Annotated in this window: 18 protein-coding genes and 1 other RNA gene; 16 read left to right on the plus strand and 3 right to left on the minus strand. The window is 51.4% G+C overall.

Going from position 1 to position 18889, the window contains the following annotated elements; genetic code table 11:
- Positions 1–179: 179 nt before the first annotated feature.
- Complete coding sequence (locus Hfont_RS03700) at positions 180–1595, minus strand: aminotransferase-like domain-containing protein (protein ID WP_112990851.1); 1416 nt, start codon at positions 1593–1595, stop codon at positions 180–182.
- A gap of 114 nt (positions 1596–1709) precedes the next feature.
- Between Hfont_RS03700 and rnpB the strand changes: the two genes are divergently transcribed.
- An RNA gene (gene rnpB / locus Hfont_RS03705) (RNase P RNA component class A) lies at positions 1710–2032 on the plus strand.
- A gap of 126 nt (positions 2033–2158) precedes the next feature.
- Here rnpB and Hfont_RS03710 read toward each other — a convergent pair.
- On the minus strand, positions 2159–3064 hold the full coding sequence (locus Hfont_RS03710) for a LysR family transcriptional regulator (protein ID WP_112990852.1): 906 nt from the start codon (positions 3062–3064) through the stop codon (positions 2159–2161).
- Between the two features lie 112 nt (positions 3065–3176).
- On the opposite strand from Hfont_RS03710, the gene Hfont_RS03715 reads away from it, so the two are divergent.
- A complete protein-coding gene (locus tag Hfont_RS03715; RefSeq protein ID WP_112990853.1) occupies positions 3177–4049 on the plus strand; it encodes an NmrA family NAD(P)-binding protein in 873 nt (290 codons plus the stop codon).
- A gap of 57 nt (positions 4050–4106) precedes the next feature.
- Here Hfont_RS03715 and Hfont_RS03720 read toward each other — a convergent pair whose 3' ends face one another.
- Positions 4107–4496, minus strand: coding sequence for a VOC family protein (locus Hfont_RS03720; RefSeq protein ID WP_206604453.1), 390 nt, complete (start codon positions 4494–4496; stop codon positions 4107–4109).
- A 153-nt stretch (positions 4497–4649) separates the two neighbouring features.
- Between Hfont_RS03720 and Hfont_RS03725 the strand changes: the two genes are divergently transcribed.
- The 14 genes from Hfont_RS03725 to mraY all read left to right on the plus strand — a co-directional run bounded on the left by Hfont_RS03725 (position 4650) and on the right by mraY (position 18887).
- On the plus strand, positions 4650–4793 hold the full coding sequence (locus Hfont_RS03725; RefSeq protein ID WP_112990855.1) for a DUF3096 domain-containing protein: 144 nt from the start codon (positions 4650–4652) through the stop codon (positions 4791–4793).
- Positions 4794–4868: 75 nt separating this feature from the next.
- A complete protein-coding gene (locus Hfont_RS03730; protein WP_112990856.1) occupies positions 4869–5372 on the plus strand; it encodes a DUF4124 domain-containing protein in 504 nt (167 codons plus the stop codon).
- A gap of 312 nt (positions 5373–5684) precedes the next feature.
- Positions 5685–6389, plus strand: coding sequence for a phosphatase PAP2 family protein (locus Hfont_RS03735; RefSeq protein WP_133467265.1), 705 nt, complete (start codon positions 5685–5687; stop codon positions 6387–6389).
- Positions 6386–7867, plus strand: coding sequence for an ArnT family glycosyltransferase (locus Hfont_RS03740; RefSeq protein ID WP_112990858.1), 1482 nt, complete (start codon positions 6386–6388; stop codon positions 7865–7867). The genes Hfont_RS03735 and Hfont_RS03740 overlap by 4 nt, the downstream gene beginning before the upstream one ends.
- Positions 7868–7893: 26 nt before the next feature.
- Positions 7894–8661 (plus strand): phosphatase PAP2 family protein, encoded by a 768-nt coding sequence (locus Hfont_RS03745; protein ID WP_112991693.1) that lies wholly within the window; start codon positions 7894–7896, stop codon positions 8659–8661.
- A gap of 80 nt (positions 8662–8741) precedes the next feature.
- Positions 8742–9404, plus strand: a complete 663-nt coding sequence (locus tag Hfont_RS03750; RefSeq protein WP_112990859.1) for a response regulator transcription factor — start codon at positions 8742–8744, stop codon at positions 9402–9404.
- Positions 9401–10777 (plus strand): ATP-binding protein, encoded by a 1377-nt coding sequence (locus Hfont_RS03755; protein WP_112990860.1) that lies wholly within the window; start codon positions 9401–9403, stop codon positions 10775–10777. Before Hfont_RS03750 ends, Hfont_RS03755 begins: the two co-directional genes overlap by 4 nt.
- 615 nt (positions 10778–11392) lie before the next feature.
- Positions 11393–11821, plus strand: a complete 429-nt coding sequence (gene mraZ / locus Hfont_RS03765) for a division/cell wall cluster transcriptional repressor MraZ (protein ID WP_112990862.1) — start codon at positions 11393–11395, stop codon at positions 11819–11821.
- A gap of 7 nt (positions 11822–11828) precedes the next feature.
- Positions 11829–12794, plus strand: a complete 966-nt coding sequence (gene rsmH / locus Hfont_RS03770; protein ID WP_112990863.1) for a 16S rRNA (cytosine(1402)-N(4))-methyltransferase RsmH — start codon at positions 11829–11831, stop codon at positions 12792–12794.
- A complete protein-coding gene (gene ftsL, locus Hfont_RS03775; protein ID WP_112990864.1) occupies positions 12791–13063 on the plus strand; it encodes a cell division protein FtsL in 273 nt (90 codons plus the stop codon). The genes rsmH and ftsL overlap by 4 nt, the downstream gene beginning before the upstream one ends.
- Positions 13060–14829, plus strand: a complete 1770-nt coding sequence (locus Hfont_RS03780; protein ID WP_112990865.1) for a peptidoglycan D,D-transpeptidase FtsI family protein — start codon at positions 13060–13062, stop codon at positions 14827–14829. Before ftsL ends, Hfont_RS03780 begins: the two co-directional genes overlap by 4 nt.
- The gene (locus Hfont_RS03785; RefSeq protein ID WP_112990866.1) at positions 14829–16349 is read left to right on the plus strand and encodes a UDP-N-acetylmuramoyl-L-alanyl-D-glutamate--2,6-diaminopimelate ligase; all 1521 of its coding nucleotides are present in this window, start codon (positions 14829–14831) and stop codon (positions 16347–16349) included. Before Hfont_RS03780 ends, Hfont_RS03785 begins: the two co-directional genes overlap by 1 nt.
- Positions 16349–17716: a UDP-N-acetylmuramoyl-tripeptide--D-alanyl-D-alanine ligase gene (locus Hfont_RS03790; RefSeq protein ID WP_112990867.1), complete on the plus strand. Its 1368-nt coding sequence runs from the start codon at positions 16349–16351 to the stop codon at positions 17714–17716. Before Hfont_RS03785 ends, Hfont_RS03790 begins: the two co-directional genes overlap by 1 nt.
- Before the next feature lies 1 nt (position 17717).
- Complete coding sequence (gene mraY, locus Hfont_RS03795; protein WP_112990868.1) at positions 17718–18887, plus strand: phospho-N-acetylmuramoyl-pentapeptide-transferase; 1170 nt, start codon at positions 17718–17720, stop codon at positions 18885–18887.
- The last annotated feature ends 2 nt before the right edge of the window (positions 18888–18889 follow it).

The raw sequence follows: 18889 nt of genomic DNA on the forward strand, positions 1-18889 counted from the left end.
TCGTGATTACCTGCGATAGAGCGCAACGAATTGCAGCTTCAGCAATGATACTGCAAGGGTAGGTGCAGACCGGCGCTTTATCAAGAATCAGAAGCTGGAGAAAAGACCGTAGCAGTTGGGGGATTTACAGGCGCGACAACGGATTGTTGCGAACTGGATGGCAACACCATCTCGAATCATCAAAGATTTTGTGCGACCAGCTGCCCCAAGGTTGCCAGCGCGGCTTCGGTACGTGCATCCCATGTATGGCCGTAATTCAGACGTATGCAATTCGTGAAGCCGTGATGCGCAGAGAAAATCGGTCCCGGCGCAATACTGATACCTTGCGCCAGTGCCTGCTTATGCAAGCTCAAGGCATCGATATTATTCGGTAATTCCACCCACAGGAAGTAACCGCCTTTCGGCCGCGTTGCTTGCGTACCGGCAGGGAAGTAGCGCGCGATCGCTTCCATGAATTGCGTTTGCTGCACCGCAAGGGTGTGGCGCAACTGTCGCAGGTGTCTATCGTATCCACCTTTTTCCAGATAGGCGACCAGCGCCGCTTGCGCCGGTGCGGATGCGGCCAGCGTCGTTGTCAATTTATGGCGTGCGACAGCGCGTGTGTAGCGTCCCGGCACGGCCCAGCCAACGCGATATCCAGGTGCCAGGCATTTGGAAAAAGACGAGCAGTGCATCACCAAGCCTTTGGTGTCGAAGGCCTTGGCCGGTGCCGGTCGCTTGTCACCGAAATACAGTTCGCCATACACATCGTCTTCTATCAATGGGATGTCATGACGACCCAGCAGTTCGACCAGGTCGCGTTTCTTTTCATCCGACATCAGGCTGCCCAGCGGATTCTGGAAATTGGTCATCAGCCAGCATGCTTTGGGTTGATGTTTTTCCAGCACGCGTGCCAATGCGGTGAGATCTATCCCTTCACGCGGATGTGTAGGCACTTCAATCGCACGCAAGCCGTTGCGTTCCAGCGATTGCAGCGCGGCGTAAAAAGTCGGCGACTCGACCAATACTGCATCGCCGGGACGCGTGACGGCCATCAGACAAAGATTGAGGGCGTCGAGCGCGCCATTGGTGATGACGATTTCATCCGGTTGCACATGCAGGCCGTCGGCCAGATAGCGCAATGCAATTTGCCGCCGCAGTTGCGGATTACCCGGCGTCAGATCGTCCACCGAACTCCAGGGATCGAGTTGCTGCACGCTGGATGCCATCACTTTTGCAAGACGTGCCATTGGAAATAAAAGCGGACTGGGGAAAGCGGAGCCGAGCGGTACGACCTCGCGCATCTTGGCCGATTCCAATACTTCAAAGACAAGTTCGCTGATATCGACAGTCGCCGAATCTTCATTCGGTTGCGACGCTTGCTGCGGTTCTGGCGGCAGGGTTTGTGCACCGATCGCTACGTAATAACCGGAACGTTCGCGTGCGCGTATCAAGCCGCGCGCTTCTAATAAGTAATACGCTTGGAATACGGTAGACGGGCTGACTTCGCGGCTGGAACTGGCTTGCCGCACCGAAGGAAGCCTGTCGCCCAGCCGCAATACGCCATCCTGTATGGATTGTGCGAGTTCGGCGGCCAGCGTTTCATACAGTTTCATGCGGCTTGTCTTGTTAGAGGGAAGTGAGATGCGTAGTGGAAAACTCGGTAGAGGCAGACGCATGATAAGACATTATCCGGGTCTTTCCCTGCGTGAGCGGCTACAATGTCGGCTGAAGCAGGCCAAGACAACCGCTGGCTGTCATTTCGGTGATGGCGGGAGGAAGGTCCGGACTCCATAGAGCAGGGTGACGGTTAATGGCCGTCCGCCGTGAGGCGAGGAATAGGGCCACAGAGACGAGCGTATTAAGTTACGGTGAAACGCGGTAACCTCCACCTGGAGCAATTTCAAATAGGCACGCGTTGACGTTGCTCGCGGAGCGTGCGGGTAGAAAGCTTGAGCCGTGGAGTAATTCACGGCCTAGAGGAATGGTTGTCATAGCGCATGGGCTTGCTCATGCGCCGTAACAGAATCCGGCCTATCGGCTTGCTTCAACTTTATTCAAGGCGGTGCGATGATTCGCATCGCCTTTTTCTTTGTGTAATACGTTTGTTAAGCGCGAAGGACAAAGTAAATATCCATTACCGGCTATGTTGTTGGTCTGTTTAGATTGCTGTTGAGCTTTACTGACTTAGCGAAGATATAAAGTCCAAAAAGACACGCGTTTTTGCCGGCATATGATGACGCGACGGATAGAGTGCATACAAAGGGTAGTGCTCATCCGGCCAGTCGGGGAACAGGTCAATCAGGCGGCCATCGGCCAGCAGATGTTCGCTGCCTAATGCAAACATTTGCGCAATCGCGTGACCGGCCAGACAGACACTGTGCAAGGTACCGGCATCGTTCACCATCAGCCTGCCCTTCGTTCGGATCACCTGTTTTTTTCTGCCTCGATGGAACTCCCAGTCGAAGGCACGACCGCTAGTAGCATCACGAAATTGCAGGCAGACGTGTGTGCCGTCATTCAGATCGTTTGGCGTTGCGGGGCGGCCATGGCGTTTCAAATAGGCAGGTGCCGCAACAGTCAGGATGCGCGTTTCCAAAAGCTTGCGCGCGATCAGTGTTGAAGAGCGCGGTTGGCCGAAGCGCACTGCCAGATCAAAACCATCTGCAACCATGTCGCCGAGTTGATCACGCGTGACCAGCTCCAGTTGCAGCTCGGGATATTTCTCGATAAAAGCACCCAGGCGTGGACCAAGTACCAGACGTGAAAAGAATGGATCGACATTTACTCGCAGGCGTCCGCGCACCGCAGTTGTTCCTTCGGCTGCGATTGACGCGGCTTCTTCCAATCCTGCCAGTAGCGGCATGATCTGTTCGCAAAAGCGACGCCCCTCATCGGTGAGCGTCACCGAACGTGTCGTGCGGTCGAACAGTCTTATCCCCAGTCGCGCTTCCAGTCTTGCGACTGAGCGGCTGACACCCGATTGCGACATGTCCAGTACTTCGCCTGCTGCGGCAAAGCTGCCGCTATCGATAATGGCGGACAGCACGCCCATGCCATTCAATATTCTTTCATCAAACGCCACGATTAATGCTCCTGTGTCATTTATTAAATGACTTACATGCTATCGCGAAATTAATTGGATGAGCAGAGAATTCTCCCAACGCGGCGCGGTGTCGCTTTATCAGGAGATTGAAATGTTTGCAGTTACAGGTATTACCGGTCAGGTTGGAAGCGTACTTGCACGCAGCTTGCTGGCGGCTGGCAAGGATGTACGCGCCGTCGTACGCAATGCACAAAAAGGTGCGGATTGGGCTGCGCGCGGATGTGATGTTGCGATTGCGGAAATGAATGATGTGGACGCATTGCAAAAGGCGTTTTCCGATGTGGAAGGCGTGTTTGTCATGTTGCCCTCTAACTTTGATCCGACTCCCGGTTTTCCTGAATCGCGGCAAACGATTGCGGCGATACGTACCGCCTTGAAAGCGGCACAGCCGGCCAAAGTGGTGTGCCTGTCGACCATAGGCGCACATGCAACACAAACCAATTTGCTTAGTCAGCTGGGGATTCTCGAGCAAGAGCTCGGTACTTTGTCTATTCCCGTTTCATTTCTGCGTGCAGCCTGGTTTCTGGAAAATGCTGCGTGGGATATCGCCCCTGCACGCGTAGACCGCTTGATTTCCAGTTTTTTGCAGCCACTGGATAAATTGGTGCCTATGGTGGCAACCGCTGATGTTGGCCGCGTCGCTGCCGAGTTATTGCAGCAAACCTGGAGTGGACATCGCGTCGTCAATCTGGAAGGGCCGCGCCGCATCAAACCGCTTGAGATTGCAGAGGCATTCTCGAAAGTATTGGGTCATACGGTTCAGATCGATGCCGTGCCGCGTCAAACATGGGAGAGTCTTTTCACGTCGCAGGGGATGAAGAATCCAACGCCACGCATGCAAATGCTAGATGGTTTTAACGAGGGCTGGATTGAATTTGAAAACGATGGGGTGCCTGTTCGTAAAGGCGAGGTAACGCTGGAAACGGTTTTGCAGGCCTTGCTGGAAAAAGATGACGAACGATGAATGTCTGCCGGCGCAACACGGCAGGAGGCTCTTGGTTGATTTGCGGAATGCCGACTTTTAAGTGGGTAACTGATTCGAAACTTCAATCAGGTTGAAGTCCGGATCGCGTATGTAGAGCGACAAAATCGGGCCCGTTGCGCCAGTGCGGCGTATCGGGCCTTCTTCTATGGAGACATTGCAATTGGCAAAATGCCTAGCAACTTCATCTAACTTAACCGAAGTAATGAAGCAAAGGTCTGCAGAGCCTGGGGTAGGTCGTTCAGCCTTGGGTTCAAATTCCTTGCCGTACTGATGCAGATTGATTTTTTGCGAGCCGAAGGCCAGCGCTTTTCTTCCTTCACCGAAAGTAACGGTACTCATGCCCAACACTTTTTGGTAAAAACCGACCGTGGCTTCCACGTCTTTGACGGTCAGCACCAGGTGGTCCAGGGAATCCAGTTTCATCATTGTTTGCGATCACTTCAGAAGGGAAATATCATTTTAATGGGTGTCTCGCCTTGTGGCTGCGAATATCCGGGTTTGCATGCAACATCATATGCAGATGATGTAAGCTAGATCGACATGCAGATACTATGCATGATTTTTAATAAAAGGAATTTCATGAATTTGCACATTACCTTGGCCCCGCTGATTTCCCTGATTGCTGGTGTTTTGATTCTGTTGATGCCGCGCCTGTTGAATCTTATCGTTGCGATTTATTTGATCGCCATCGGCTTGATCGGGATATTCGGAATTCGTTTTTGAGGTAACGCAAGGTATCTGTTCGGCGTGCGATGGTTCTGATTATGTTGACCGCATCTCTAGAGAAGTGAGGCAATCATGACTACCAAAATGGCGTTTTTGTTTGTGAGCAGCATGCTGTTTTCGACAGCGTATGCCACGATTATTTATCAGTGGGTTGATGAAAGCGGACGCACGCAGATTTCTGATACGGTGCCGACACGCTACAAGGATGTCGCAACCAAGGTGGATACCAGTGCGTCGCACGTGAGTGAAAAGCAGAGACAGGAAGCGCTGGAGCGTGTCGCCAGAGAGAAAAAACAAGTGGAGGCGGCCAACAGGGCGAGGGCTGCTGCTGCCGCTGCTGCAAAGGCTGCTGAGCAGCCTTTGGAACCAAAAAGTGCAGCTCCCGTAATCGACAGCAAGACCGCCGATTGCGAGCAATTGATGCGCGCATACCGGGAAAGCCAGGAATGCTTCGCTCCTTTCATGCGGGTCGAAGGCGGTACGCGGGAAGAAGCCTACAAATACTGCACGCCCGTCGCCGATCCTTCGAGCCAATGCAGTGCGCCGGGTGAATTGCCGGATCGCATCAATCGATGAACGTATTGTTCGCCTTCGATTTTCCCGGTTTTCTTTGAACTGATACTCAAAAGTCTTTTTCACTTCTCCATCCCATCCCTCGATTCTTGAGGGGGGCGGCGTATTGACTGTGTCTGGATCAATTTTTGTGGGTTTAGCCGAGATCTAGATTGGATAATCTTTTTTAATCAACGACTTATACAATCCGTTTAAAGGTGGAGCAGCAGCTTGATGCGCCGCTAAAGACCCGTAGCGCAAACTATCCCCTATCTTAAGGAAGACTTAAGAATCAATCATTACCCTGTGCCCATTAACCATATTGATGGGCTGGAGATGAAGAACTTAGCAAGAGCAGAATTCCCTCATTCTTTAATACACCGTCGTGACGTCTCGCATAATTTTTGGCGAGAGTATGGCTTACGGCTGTTTAACGCGCGATATGTGTGGGGAATACTGGCTTCTCTTGGTGTGTTTTTTCTCCTTGTTGCCCTCACGAACGTGAACAGGCCTTGGAGTTTTGAATCTTCAATACTTCTTTATCTTCATGCTTACGCCACATCATCTCTCGACAGACTCGCGGTATTAATTTCAGCGTCTGTAGCGGTCGCAAGCGTTGCCATACTGGTCTATCTGATTTATCGCCGTTCCTGGCGTGTGACTGCTTTCTTGCTGGCAAGTACCGCCGGCGTTGAAGTAATTACGCGCATTGCTAAAGTTTTTTTTCACCATAGTCGTCCTCAACTGTGGGATGTCATTTCACATCAAACATCGTTCGCTTTTCCTAGTGGTCATGCGACGCAATCCATGGCGCTTGTCCTTGCCTTGATCGTCATTTTTTATTCTCGGCCTCACAGACTCGTACAAATTTTAGCCGGCGCATTGTTCATTATCGTGGTGGCGTTTTCTCGTATGTATCTAGGGCTGCATTTCCCGACTGATATTTTGGCTGGATGGGCTCTGGCGATGGCCTGGGTGTGCATGCTTGCTTTGATCTTCAAGAAAGCTGAACCCGCCTTAGGGATGGGGAGAGCGATTTGAATACCAAGCAAATGAGCACGGTCAGCATTGGAGGGTTGCCTCTATCCAGATTGGAAGTGACTACTGCCACATCTCAGGATTTTTTCCTTTTGACTTTTGTTGTTGCCGCAGTCCTGCTGTTACTGTATCGCCTGTTTTTGATGTGGATACTTCCACTCGCAGACACTACGGAAGCACGATATGGTGAGATTGCCAGATTGACGTTGACGCATGGCTTTTGGCTAATGCCGCATATCGACATGGACACGCCGTTTTTCGCAAAACCACCCTTGTCGACTTGGGCGGCATCAGTCTCCATGTTCATCTTTGGCGCCACAGAATTTGCAGCGCGCCTACCTTCACTGTTGGCCGCTATCGTTGCTGCATGGACTGCAGTAGCATTTGCATCTGCTTTCAAAATCAAAAAGACCTGGTTGGTATTTCCTGTCATGGCGAGTTGTCCGCTCTTCTTTATCAGTGCGGGTGCCGTCATGACAGATGCCATACAAATGTGTGTGATCAGCGCTGCGCTCTATTTTGCATGGCGCGTAATTGAACCTGAAACAGAAGCAAATCGAGATGCTCGTCGCCGTTGGAGGCTCGCATTTTGGACTATGGTTGGCCTTGGTGCGCTTTGCAAGGGGTTGGCTAATTGGGCGCTAATCGGTATGCCATTGATTGCGTATGCTGTGATCGCGCGCAAGCCGGTTGAAATGTTCAAGCAGATTTTTGACTGGTTAGGTCTCGCTATTGCGGTCTGCATTTTCATGCCTTGGTACGCTGCTGCGGAATATTACAATCCCGGTTTTCTGAATTATTTCATCGTCGGCGAACACTTTTCCAGATTTCTGGTTCCGGCGTGGAAGGGCGATCGCTACGGAATCGCACACGTCCAGCCATTAGGGACGATATGGATTTTCTGGATAGCGGCCATATTTCCCTGGTTGGGTGTATTTGTGTCGCAGCTTTTTGCTTATTTGCGTAAAAAGTCGGCAAATATCGATGCACTTGAGCGCTTCCTCTGGTGTGCCACATTAACGCCATTGGTGTTCTTCACTTTTGCGCACAATATTATTTGGACATACGGTTTGACATCAATAGTGCCGTTTGCCGTTCTCGTCGTGCGCTGGATGGAAAATGCGTCAAGCAAGACGTTTCGATTTGCAAGTATGGGAGTGTTTGCATTCGCCATCGTTTCGGTGCTGTGTGGCTCACTGATCATTAAAAATGTGAACGGCAATTCTGACCGAGAGCTGGTATCTACATTCAATAAGCAAACGAACGGTGTGACACCTCTTGTGTATCGAACGAAGCCCTGGTATTCATCGAGCTTCTATACGCATGGAAACTTCACTTACCAACCTGATCAATCAAAGGATGCGCCACAAAATGCCGGCAACGACCGTATCTTTGAAGTTGTTGATAATAGTAGTGTCGGTAGCAATAAGATTTACTTTCACGGTACCAGACATTCTTTGGTCTTGGAAAGTCGAAATTAATGAGTGTTTTGCATAGTCAGTCCGGAATGTCGGCAGATCAATGTAATATCCTCAACTTTAACGTCAGATATAAAGTGAAGACAAAAACGTATCGCGATTTTTTCATTCTGAACGTTATAGCCTTATCGATCTCTGGCGTAATTTTCATCTGGCTGGCACGCGACGGCGCCCTTGATTTTTGGATTACGGGACATTTTTTTGATGTCAAAAATCATATTTTTCCATTTGAAAATTCATCGCTTCTTGAAAATATCGGCCATACCTTTCTTAAGGATTTGACAGCTTTTTTCTTGATAATTGGAATAGTGCTGTCGATTCTTGGTTTCTGGAACTCTTCTCTGCGTTCTTTGCGAAGGCCATTGATCAGCTTCTGTGTAATGGCAGGTGCGTCAGCACTGTTCATTTCCTTTTTAAAAGCTACCAGTATTCACGCATGCCCTTGGGATATTGAGATGTACGGGGGGCATCTGCCCTGGCTTCCTTTGTTTACTCAACTCACGACACATATTGTCCCTGGACATTGCTGGCCAGGCGGGCATGCATCGGGCGGTTTTGCCCTCGTTGCCGGTTATTTTTCTTTTAAAGAAGACAGGCCTGCCTGGGCACGCATGTTCTTGATCACTGGCTTGGTATTTGGCTTCGTGATGGGCTTCGTACAGATAGTTAGAGGAGCACATTTTCTTTCGCATAACTTGTGGACCTTATGGCTGGTATGGGCACTCTGTTTTGTACTGGATGGCCTTATTCGATACATCTCTTTAAAAGTCCCAAAACGCCAGTTTTGCTACCCATAAGCCTTCACTTCTTCTTAACGCTGCGTCACATAAATTCTCTGCTTGATTTCATCACATTTGTGGTGGCAAGAAAGTGATGCATGCGAGTTCTGTTGATTGAAGATGATCCGATGGTAGGTGAAAGCCTGGAAGAAGGCTTGCGCAAGGAACATCATGCCGTCGATTGGGTGCGCGACGGGAAAATGGCGGAGGTCGCCATTCTTAATCACGATTATGAAATCTTGTTGTTGGACTTGGGTTTGCCTGGCAAACCAGGTCTGGACGTATTGTCAAATTATCGGCGAAGAGGTGGCGATGCCGCGGTTCTCATCATCAGTGCCCGGAATGAAAAAAATGATCGCGTCAATGGCTTGGACAGCGGGGCAGATGATTATTTAGCCAAGCCTTTCGAGCTGGATGAACTGTTTGCCAGAATTCGGGCGATCGCAAGACGTCGGTCTGGGCGCGCAGCCGCAGAACTAAATCATCAAGGCTTATCAATTAACCCTGCGACCCATCAAGCAGTGTTCAACGGAAATTCAATCAATCTTTCTGCAAGAGAGTTCTCTTTGCTGATGGCCTTATTGGCCACACCCGGCCGTGTTCTGTCCAAAATGCAATTGGAAGAGCGCTTATATGGATGGGCAGAGGAAATCGAGAGTAATACAGTCGAGGTGTATGTACATAATCTTCGTAAAAAGCTCGGTACAGACTTTATAAAGAATGTCCGGGGCGTTGGGTACATGATCGGAGGCGGCCGGTGAGAACAATACGACAGCAGCTTTTAATCTACTTGTTCGGCGGTATGGTGTCCGCGACGATTATTGCGAGTATTGCTACTTACATCGAAGTCCGTATCGAAACTAATGAGCTTTTCGACTATCAGCTAAGGCAAATTGCAGCAGCGCTTCCAGACGAAATTGAAGCTGGGCATAATTTACCCGTTGGTGACGAGGCCGATGAAGAAGTTGCTGTTCAGGTTTGGGATAAGAACGGCAAGCTTCTTTTTACATCCGGGCCGACAGCGAATGTCCCGTACACAAGACAACTTGGTTTTATATCGATTGCGGTCGATGGGGTAGGGTGGCGACTCTATACGGAAAACGATCATGGCCGCACGATTCAAATTGCACAGCCAAAAGTAGTTCGCAGAGAGCTGGCTACTGCCATGGCTATCAAGGCGTTAATTCCGTTTATCCTTTTGATACCCATCCTGACTTTTTTGATTTGGTATGTTGTCGGTAGAAGCATGCAGCCGCTTCGCAGTCTTGCCCTTGCTGTCGAAAGTAGATCTCCAGATTTGCTGGATGCCTTGCCTGATGATCGCTATTCTCCGGAATTGCATCCCATAGTGACGGCCTTGAATTCACTTCTGGCGCGTCTGGGTCAGACACTTGAGATTCAACGCGCCTTTATTGCTGATGCCGCGCATGAATTACGAACCCCGCTTACAGCTTTAAAGCTTCAACTCCGTTTGGTCGAGAAGGAAGGCGACAACGAAATGATGGCGATTGGATTTAAAAAACTGCATGAGCGTTTAAATCGCGCTACGCATGTGGTTGAGCAATTGTTGACGTTGGCGCTGCATGAGAAATTGAATCCTCTATGTGGTTTAAAGAAACTTGATCCGGAAAAATTGATAGTTGATGTAGTTTCTGACCATGCTCTGCAGGCTGAAAACAAGGGAATTGATCTTGGTGTTTTAAGTGGAAATAACGATCACTTGCAATATATTGCTGGCGATGAAGATAGCTTGCGGATCATGCTAGGCAACCTTGTGGATAATGCCGTGCGCTATACCCCTGAAGGAGGGCGGGTTGATGTTGCCTTTCATGCAGATGGAAATATCGGCCAGATAACAATCTCGGACGATGGTCCTGGTATTCCAGTTTCAGATCGAGCGCGCGTATTTGATAGATTTTATCGTCGCGAGGGTACGGGAGAAATGGGTAGCGGACTTGGCCTCTTTATTGCAAAAACCATAGCCGATCAGCATCGGGCAAAGATAGAACTGGGCGATGGAAAATTGGGTGGACTCATGGTGACAGTTAGCTTCAAATTGATCACAGAGCCTGCTCAATTGTCGATTGAGAAACCGTCTTCGAGCAAAGAGGTTTTGAGTCGCGTCTCAATTTAATGATTGATAGACATCAAAAGCCAACTGTTTGGCCCTTGTTCGGTTTTTGATGCGACTCAACAGATGAGACTTTCTTTTGTTTAAAGCGCGCTCCTCGCATCCAACGTAGAGATATCGTGCTTCTTGCGGGAAGCCATAAGCCCATCCCGTACTCTGCCATCAGTTGATTTATCACCATCCGTGTCTTGTCTTGTAACGATAGCGTTGTCGCAGAGACGCTCATCCAGAACAAGGTCGCTTGTGTATGTGGCCATCAAAAGGTCAGAAGTACCCATATACAAAGTCAGACCTATGTCGAATCCCACAAATTTTAAATACAGTAAAAATTCGTTTTACTGCATAAACACATGTGTTTATCTGATGTGCCACTTTCACTATCAATCATAAGTGCTTAATTCTTAGGGTTATTTAACAAACGTGTTGCATCAATGTAATGCGCTAAGTCATTGACTTCATTGAAAAAATTAGTGTTTTCGCCCCTGAATTTCGCTTGACCGACCTTGGTGCATCCTCTAAAGTGGGCGTCAGTGTGAAAAAGTGTTTATTTGTGGGAATTTTTAATTGCAAATAAAACGCAAATCACCATGCAACGCATACTAAAAAAGGAAATTCAGGGTGTTTCAAGGCGCGTCTTCTCTCAATCTCGATGCTAAAGGCCGGATGACTATTCCAGCCCGGCATCGTGACGCAGTGCTTTTGCAGTGCGAGGGCCGCATCACCCTGACCAAACATCCTGACGGTTGTTTGCTTCTCTTCCCGCGTCCCGTGTGGGAAATGCGCCGCGAAGAGATTGCCAAATGGCCGATTTCCGCGCGCGCCTGGCAGCGCATCTTTCTCGGTAATGCTTTCGATGTCGACTTCGACAGTGCCGGTCGCATCCTGATCGCGCCTGAGCTGCGTACTGCAGCCGGCCTGACGCGTGACGTGATGATGATGGGCATGGGTAGCCATTTTGAAATCTGGGACGCGGCCAAGCTGGGCGAGAGCGAGTCGAATGCGATCGCTGCGGGCATGCCCGATGTATTAAACGATTTTTCTTTCTGACGCCGTGATGAATGTAGAAGCGGTGCAGCAATACCAGCACCGGACCGTGTTGCTGGATGAGGCGGTGGACGCGCTGGCGCTGAACGGCGAGCGAGCAGATGGTATCTACGTCGACGGTACCTTCGGGCGTGGTGGTCATAGCCGTTTGATTCTGCAGCGTTTGGGTGCTGGTGGTCGTTTGCTGGCATTCGACAAGGATACGCAGGCGATTGCGAACGCAGCGACGATCAATGATGCGCGCTTCGATATTGCTCACGATAGTTTTGCAACCTTGGGTGATGCACTGGCAAGTCGCGGTATCAAGCAGGTGAATGGGGTGTTGCTGGATCTGGGAATTTCGTCACCGCAAGTTGATGATGCTGCACGTGGTTTCAGCTTTCGTACAGACGGGCCTCTCGACATGCGTATGGATACGACGCGAGGCATTTCAGCAGCAGAGTGGCTGGCAACAGAAACCGAACAAAAAATCGAGAAAGTGATACGTGAATATGGGGAAGAACGGTTTGCTTTTCAGATTGCAAAGGCGATTGCTGCTCGCAGGGCAGTCGAACCAATTTCAAGCACACGACAGCTTGCCGAGATCGTGGCACGCACCGTTAAAACCCGCGAGAAAGGCAAGGACCCGGCCACTCGCACCTTTCAGGCTATCCGGATTTTCATCAATAAAGAGCTTGAAGAACTCGAAGTAGTTTTAAGCGAAGCGTATCGACATTTGGCTCCTCACGGGAGATTGGTTGTGATCAGCTTTCATTCGCTGGAAGATCGGATCGTCAAGCAGTTCATGGCAGGCAAAGCCAATGTGCCACAGCCGGACCGTCGCCTGCCGATTCGTGCTGTCGATCTGCCGCAGCCTGAAATGAAATTGATTTCCCGCATCAAGCCGTCCGCCGAAGAAATCAGCGCCAATCCACGCTCCCGTTCCGCCGTCATGCGCGTTGCAGAACGCTTGCCAACTCCCGGAGTTGCGCAATGAGCGGGCGTATCAGCTTTCTGATCACTTGCATCCTGGTGGTGTGCGCCTTGTCGGTTGTGAATGCGCACTATCAGTTCCGTCGCTTATTCATTGAACTCGAACGCGCCCAGGCGCAGGCGCGGCAACTCGATATCGAGTGGGCGCAGTCGCAACTCGATCAATCGACCCTGGGCAAACATTCGCGTATCGAACTCAATGCGCGTCGTGATTTGCGCATGGTGTCGGTGTCATCCGCCAGCACGCAGTACCTGACGACGGGGGATAAATGACGCGCGGTACGTCACGTAACTCTCGCACAGCCGCCGGAAAAGGCGTGCCTTTTGTTGCCAGCCCGGTGCTGGCAACAAAGCTGCCTGCGTGGCGTTCGCGTGTCGTGCTGTTCCTGATCTTTGCTGCGTTTTTAACCTTGGCTGGTCGTGCATTGTGGTTGCAAGGCATGTCGACCGACTTCCTGCAAAAACAGGGCGCTTCGCGTTACGCGCGCACGCTGGAATTGCCGGCGACACGCGGCAAGATTACTGATCGCAACGGTTCGGTTCTGGCTTCTTCGATTCCGGTGCGCGCAGTGTGGGCGATTCCTGACGATGTGCTGCAAGCACCAAAAGAAAAAATCCAGGCGCTGGCCAAGTTACTCGACATGAATGAGCGCGATCTGCGCAGCAAGCTGGATTCGGATCGCGGTTTTGTGTATCTAAAGCGCCAAGTCGAACTCGATACTGTCGATAAAATTCTCAAGCTCGGCATTGCCGGCATCGATACGCGCAAGGAATACAAACGCTACTACCCTGAAGGTGAAGTCATGGCGCACGTCGTCGGCTTTACCAGTGTCGAAGACAAGGGGCAGGACGGCATGGAACTGGCATTCCAGAAAACCCTGGTTGGCGTTACCGGCAACCGTCGCGTCATCAAGGACAGACTGGGCCGCATCGTCGAAGATATCGAATCGGTGCGTGAGCCGCACGACGGCAAAGATCTGACTTTATCCATCGACAGCAAGATTCAGTACATCGCATTCTCGGCATTGAAAGATGCAGTTGAACTGCACAAAGCAAAAGCCGGCGGCATCGTCGTGCTCGATGCGAAAACCGGCGAAGTACTGGCACTTGCGAATCTGCCAACCTACAACCCGAACAATCGCTCGGTGCTGACCGGTGCGCAATTGCGCAATCGTGTGATGACCGATACGTTTGAACCGGGTTCGACGCTCAAGCCTTTCACGATTGCATTGGCGCTGGAAAATAAATACATCACGCCAGCCACGATGATACAAACCGCGCCGGGCAAGCTGAAGATCGGTACCGCGACGATTGGCGATGCGCATGCATCCGGTTTGCTGTCCGTGGCACAAGTGATTGAAAAATCGTCCAACGTCGGCACTGCAAAAATTGCGCTGCAGATGGAGCCACATGAAATGTGGGACATGTTTACTTCAGTCGGTTTCGGTCAGCAACCTAAGGTTGGTTTTCCTGGCGCGGTTGCCGGTCGTGTGCGGCCATATAAATCATGGCGTCCGATCGAGCAGGCAACGATGAGTTACGGCCACGGTATTTCCGTGTCCTTGTTGCAGATCGCGCATGCCTACATGATCTTTGCACGCGATGGCGAAATCATCCCGGTAACCTTTCAGCGTTCCAGCGATCAACCGATTGCACAACGCGTGATTAGCGAAAAAACTGCACGCGCAACGCGCGGCATGCTGGAAATGGCGGCTGGCCCAACCGGCACCGCACCGCAGGCGCAAGTGCCTGGGTACCGCGTTGCAGGAAAAACCGGCACTGCATACAAGATTGAAAAAGGTCAGTATGTTAAAAAATACGTAGCCTCATTTGTCGGCTTTGCGCCGGTTTCCGATCCGCGCATCATCGTTGCCGTGATGATCGATGAGCCATCGGCCGGCAAGCATTACGGCGGTCAGGTGGCGGCGCCGATTTTTTCTGCTGTTACTGCGAGCGCATTGCGCGCAATGAATGTGGCGCCTGACTCCAGCATCACCAACATCATCATTCCGGCTGACGCTGCCATGGAGAATATGTAATGTCCTCCTTGCTTAACATCGCCGAAGTTCTCGATTGGCTGAAAGCCACTGCGCCTAACGCAGAGCTGACTGCCGATTCCCGCAGTGTGCGTGCCGGTGATGTATTCGTTGCTTATCCTGGTGATGAAGCGGATGGTCGCTCGTTCATACTCGATGCGATCGAACGCGGTGCGGGTGCGGTGCTTTATGAAACTGCCGATTGCACATGGCGCGCAGAGTGGGGTGTGCCACATCTGGCGGTCGAAGATTTGAAAATTCACGCAGGCGATATCGCCGCACATTTTTACGGTCAGCCCGATCTGGCGATGTCGACCATCGCAGTGACGGGAACCAACGGCAAGACATCATGCTCGCAATGGCTGGGTCACGCCTTGTCGCGTCTGGGTGAGCCAACGGCTGTGGTTGGCACCTTGGGCGTAGGCGTGTTCCGTAATGGCGCGGCAGGTAATTTGACTGCAACCGGTTACACCACGCCGGATGCAGTTTTGCTGCAACGCACTTTGGCGGAAATGCGCAAGCACGGTGTGACGACCTTGGCGATTGAAGCATCGTCTATTGGTCTGCATCAGGGGCGTTTGTCCGGCATGCATTTCGATATCGCACTGTTTACCAACTTCACACGCGATCATCTCGATTATCACGGCGACATGGCTGCGTATGAAGAAGCAAAAAATATTCTGTTCGACTGGCCGGGCTTGCGTCACGCGATCATCAATCTGGACGATGTGATGGGCTTGCGTCTGGTCGAGCGCATCAAGCGCAACAATCCTGATACGGCCATTACCGGTTACACACTGACCAATAATGAATTTCCCGGCATGGAAGTTTTGCGCGCGACCGAAATTCACAGTACGCAAAACGGCACCTCGTTCCAGTTCGCCAGCAGCTTTGGCAACACGCACGTCAAAACGCAATTGGTCGGGCAGTTCAATATCAGCAATGTGTTGGCCGTTATCGGCGCGATGCTGGCAAAAGGTATCGATTGGGGCAAGGCGCTCACAGCGGTTGAAATGCTGACAGCAATCCCTGGCCGCATGCAGCAATTGGGCGGTGGCGAAGCGCCATTGGTCGTCATCGATTACGCACATACTCCGGACGCGCTGGAAAAAGCATTGTCATCATTGCGCGATGTCGCGACAGAACGTGGCGGCGAATTGTGGTGTGTGTTCGGTTGCGGCGGCGATCGTGATGCCGGCAAGCGTCCGCAAATGGGCGCGGTTGCAATGGCTGCCGATCACATCATCGTGACCAGCGACAATCCGCGTCATGAAGAACCTGCCGACATCATTGCGCAGATCGTGGCTGGTATTGGTGAGACGAAGAACGCGCCGCAAATTATTGAAGATCGTGGCACCGCAATTTTGTGGGCCGGCAAACATGCGGCAAAGCAGGACGTCATTTTGTTGGCAGGCAAGGGGCACGAAGCATATCAAGAAGTGAAGGGCAAAAAACAAGCCTTCCTCGACGCTGACCACGCCGCACTGGCTTTGTCGTCACGTGTGATGCAGGGAGTGAGTTGATGAAATCGACATTGGCCACTCTTCAAGCTGCAGTCAGTCTATCGACGGTGACGATGGATGCATCGTTCGACGGTGTTTCTACAGACAGTCGCAACGTCGCAGCCGGTAATCTGTTCGTCGCCTTGCGCGGCGATCGTTTCGACGCACACGAATTTTTGCATCAGGTTGCAGAACGCAAAGTTGCGGCAGTCGTCGTCGAAAAAATGCCGGCTGATTTGAATGTACCTGCGTTGGTGGTGCCGGATACCCGCATCGCCTTGGGTCAGATCGCACATTACTGGCGTCAGCAATTCACGCTGCCTTTGATAGGCGTTACCGGTAGTAACGGTAAAACCACGGTCAAGGAAATGATCGCGGCGATTCTCGATGCGGCTTGTGGTACTGATCAATATCTGGCGACACGCGGCAACTTCAATAATGACATCGGCGTGCCTTTGACCTTGCTGCGTTTGAATTCGGCTTGCAAGGCTGCAGTCATTGAACTGGGCATGAATCACCCGGGTGAAATCGCCATCTTGTCAGCAATTGCGCAACCGACTGTTGGTTTGGTGAACAACGCGCAGCGCGAACATCAGGAATTCATGGAAAGCGTGGAAGCAGTCGCGCGCGAAAACGGCGCGGTATTTGCGCACCTTCCAGCAGACGGTATTGCGGTTTTCCCGGCTGACGATACTTACACCAGTCTGTGGCGCGAATATGCAGGGTTACGCAAGACCCTGACTTTCGGTTTCTCGGATGATGCAGATGTAAGTTGCACATACAAGGCCAACAATTTCGGCAGCGAACTATCAGTTGTTAGCGGTCGTCAAAAGTTCGCTATCACTTTGGCTGCCGCTGGCGTGCACAACGTACGCAATGCACTGGCCGCCATCGCGTGCACCTTGGCAATCGGCATCGCGCAGGATGCGATTGTGCGTGGCTTGCAAGCATTCTCTCCTGTCAATGGACGTCTGCAACGCAAAATCGCCGCGAATGGTGCATTGGTCATCGACGACACTTATAACGCCAATCCGGATTCTGTACGTGCTGCGATAGATGTATTGGCGCAAGCCGCTGCACCGCGTATTTTGGTGCTGGGCGATATGGGCGAAGTCGGTAACGACGGTCGCCAATACCATGAAGAAATCGGCGCGTACGCGCGTGCGAACAGCATAGAACATGTACTTACACTGGGTGATCTGGCGCGTTACACGGTCAGCGCTTTCGGTGCGGGTGCTCATCATTACGAGAATCTTGAAACCTTGAACGATGCGCTCGCTGCAATTGTCCATGCGCATGCAACGGTGTTGGTAAAGGGGTCGCGCTTCATGAAAATGGAACGCGTGGTACAGCATTTACTCAATCAACAAATTCAGGAAGCTCACTAATATGCTGCTCTGGCTGGCACAATTTTTTCAAGATGAAATCGGACCATTGCGCGTCTTCAACTTCATTACCTTCCGCGCGGTGTTTGCGACCTTGACGGCACTTGCCATCGGTTTGTTTTTTGGCCCGATGGTGATACGCATGCTGCAACGCCTGAAGGTCGGGCAGGCTGTGCGCACCGATGGTCCGCAAACACATTTGATCAAAAGCGGTACACCGACCATGGGCGGCGTCCTGATTTTGCTGTCGATTGGCATTTCCACTTTGTTGTGGACAGATCTGAGCAATCGCTTCGTCTGGGTCGTGCTGATCGTGACGCTGGGTTTTGGCGCAGTCGGCTGGGTCGATGACTATCGTAAGGTGGTCTACAAAGATCCTAAAGGCATGGCATCGCGTGAAAAATACATGTGGCAATCGATCATCGGTTTGTTCGCTGCGGTGTATCTGGCGTTCTCTGTTTCTGCTCCGAGCAATTCACAGTTTCTGGATTTATTTGTCGCCTGGGTGCAGTCCGGTTTCAGCATGGATTTGCCGCCTAAAGCCGATTTGATCGTACCGTTTTTCAAAACCATCAGCTATCCGCTCGGTGTGTGGGGCTTTATCGCGCTGACTTACTTTGTCATCGTCGGTACCAGCAACGCAGTCAACCTCACTGATGGCCTGGATGGTTTGGCGATCATGCCTACCGTGATGGTCGGTACTGCACTTGGTCTGTTTGCCTACCTGACTGGTAGCGTCACTTACGCAAAATATCTGTTTATTCCGCATATTCCCGGCGCTGGCGAGTTGATCATTTTTTGCGGTGCGATGGCGGGTGCGGGTTTGGCTTTTCTCTGGTTTAACGCACATCCGGCACAAGTGTTCATGGGCGATGTAGGCGCACTGGCATTGGGCGGCGCGCTCGGGACGATCGCTGTGATCGTACGTCAGGAAGTCGTGCTCTTCATCATGGGTGGCGTGTTCGTGGTGGAAACCCTGTCGGTCATGATCCAGGTTGCTTATTTTAAATATACGAAGATGCGCACCGGTACCGGCAAGCGGGTTTTGCTGATGGCACCTTTGCACCATCACTTCGAACAAAAAGGCTGGAAAGAAACACAAGTCGTTGTGCGTTTCTGGATTATCACGATGATTCTGGTGTTGTTTGGTTTGTCCACTTTGAAATTACGCTAAGA

Source organism: Herminiimonas fonticola (genome assembly GCF_003293745.1).
In the GTDB taxonomy this organism is placed as follows: Bacteria; Pseudomonadota; Gammaproteobacteria; order Burkholderiales; family Burkholderiaceae_D; genus Oxalicibacterium; species Oxalicibacterium fonticola.